The following is a 2,500-nucleotide window of genomic DNA, read 5'->3' as shown; positions in this document are numbered from 1 at the left end:
CCACCCCGCGTCACCTGCGAGCAAGCGTTTGCTTGCGTCCTTGAGGTAAGGTTTAACTTACCGCAATCAAGAGACCACCAAATGAAAGGGCCGCTTGCGCGGCCCGTGATCCCGTTTGGCGGGCCTAAATATCGTAGGGAGAAGATTTGTCTCGATCCGGTCGATCCGGATGTGAGCTGAACGTGCGCTTGGCAGACCTGGCAGCGACCTACTCTCCCGCGTCTTGAGACGAAGTACCATCAGCGCTGGAGCGTTTCACGGCCGAGTTCGGAATGGGATCGGGTGCAGCCGCTCCGCCATAACCACCAGGTCGGCAAAACGCACGTTCAAATCGAGAAGCTGTTTTCTGTGCCGGCGACAATCCTTCGGATTGCGCCTTGATGGATATAAGTAATGAGAACGATCAAGCCTATCGAACTATTAGTACCGGTAAGCTTCAAGCGTTGCCGCTCTTCCACACCCGGCCTATCAACGTGGTCGTCTTCCACGGTTCTCAGGGAATACTCGTTTCAAGGTGGGTTTCCCGCTTAGATGCCTTCAGCGGTTATCCCGTCCGGATATAGCTACCCTGCAATGCGGCTGGCGCCACAACAGGTCCACCAGAGATCCGTCCATCCCGGTCCTCTCGTACTAGGGACAGATCCTTTCAATATTCCTACACCCACGGCAGATAGGGACCGAACTGTCTCACGACGTTCTGAACCCAACTCACGTACCGCTTTAAATGGCGAACAGCCATACCCTTGGGACCTGCTCCAGCCCCAGGATGCGATGAGTCGACATCGAGGTGCCAAACAACCCCGTCGATATGGACTCTTGGGGGTCATCAGCCTGTTATCCCCGGCGTACCTTTTATCCGTTGAGCGATGGCCCTTCCACGCGGGACCACCGGATCACTATGACCGACTTTCGTCTCTGCTCGACTTGTCAGTCTCGCAGTCAGGCAGGCTTATGCCATTGCACTCAGCGAACGATTTCCGACCGTTCTGAGCCCACCATCGCGCGCCTCCGTTACTCTTTAGGAGGCGACCGCCCCAGTCAAACTACCCACCATACATTGTCCCGGACCCGGATAACGGGCCGCGGTTAGACATCCATAGTAATAAGGGTGGTATTTCAAGGGTGGCTCCACCTGAGCTGGCGCCCAGGTTTCAAAGCCTACCACCTATCCTACACATGCCACTACGAATGCCAATGTAAAGCTATAGTAAAGGTGCACGGGGTCTTTCCGTCTAACCGCAGGAACCCCGCATCTTCACGGGGAATTCAATTTCACTGAGTCTATGCTGGAGACAGCGGGGAAGTCGTTACGCCATTCGTGCAGGTCGGAACTTACCCGACAAGGAATTTCGCTACCTTAGGACCGTTATAGTTACGGCCGCCGTTTACTGGGGCTTCGATTCAGAGCTTGCACCCCTCCTCTTAACCTTCCAGCACCGGGCAGGCGTCAGACCCTATACGTCGCCTTGCGGCTTCGCAGAGCCCTGTGTTTTTGATAAACAGTCGCTACCCCCTGGTCTGTGCCACCCTCCTCTGCTTGCGCAGAAAAGGGTCACGCTTCTTCCGAAGTTACGCGTGCAATTTGCCGAGTTCCTTCAGCATAGTTCTCTCAAGCGCCTTGGTATACTCTACCTGACCACCAGTGTCGGTTTCGGGTACGGTCTATAAGGAGGAGCTATTTCCTGGAACCGCTCCGCTGCCCGTTCAATCCGATAAGATTGGACAACTTGTGCGATCCGTCACTACCTCCAGGCCCACGAATATTAACGTGGTTCCCATCGACTACGCGTTTCCGCCTCGTCTTAGGGGCCGGCTAACCCTGCTCAGATTAACTTTAAGCAGGAACCCTTGGTCTTTCGGCGGGGGAGTCTCTCACTCCCCTTACGTTACTCATGTCAGCATTCGCACTTCTGATACCTCCACCGCCCCTCACGGGTACGGCTTCATCAGCTTACAGAACGCTCCGCTACCGCTCGTGATTGCTCACGAACCCTAAGCTTCGGTGTATGGCTTTAGCCCCGTTACATTTTCGGCGCAAAGACCCTTATTTAGACCAGTGAGCTGTTACGCTTTCTTTAAATGATGGCTGCTTCTAAGCCAACATCCTGGTTGTTTTGGGATCCTCACATCCTTTCCCACTTAGCCATAACTTGGGGACCTTAGCTGTAGGTCAGGGTTGTTTCCCTTTTCACGACGGACGTTAGCACCCGCCGTGTGTCTGCCGACTAGTACTCCCAGGTATTCGGAGTTTGGTTAGGTTTGGTAATCCGGTGAGGACCCCTAGCCCATCCAGTGCTCTACCCCCTGGGGTATTCGGTCGACGCTCTACCTAAATAGATTTCGCGGAGAACCAGCTATTTCCGAGTTTGATTGGCCTTTCACCCCTAGCCACAAGTCATCCCGAACTATTGCAACAGTTATGGGTTCGGTCCTCCAGTAAGTGTTACCTTACCTTCAACCTGCTCATGGCTAGATCACTCGGTTTCGGGTCTAATGCGAC

Annotated in this window: 1 tRNA gene and 2 rRNA genes (2 of these 3 only partly in view); all 3 read right to left on the bottom strand. The window is 54.3% G+C overall.

Annotated elements, in window-relative coordinates:
* A tRNA-Met gene (locus FJ418_RS14135) sits at nucleotides 1–10 on the bottom strand (it extends 67 nt beyond the left edge of the window).
* A gap of 185 nt (nucleotides 11–195) precedes the next feature.
* Nucleotides 196–310, bottom strand: a 5S ribosomal RNA gene (gene rrf, locus FJ418_RS14130).
* A gap of 89 nt (nucleotides 311–399) precedes the next feature.
* A 23S ribosomal RNA gene (locus tag FJ418_RS14125) occupies nucleotides 400–2,500 on the bottom strand (it continues 699 nt past the right edge of the window).

The organism is Mesorhizobium sp. B2-8-3, from assembly GCF_006440815.1.
GTDB lineage: Bacteria > Pseudomonadota > Alphaproteobacteria > Rhizobiales > Rhizobiaceae > Mesorhizobium.
The sequence above is the reverse complement of the archived record's forward strand: the minus strand, read 5'-3'. Positions and strand labels throughout refer to the sequence as shown.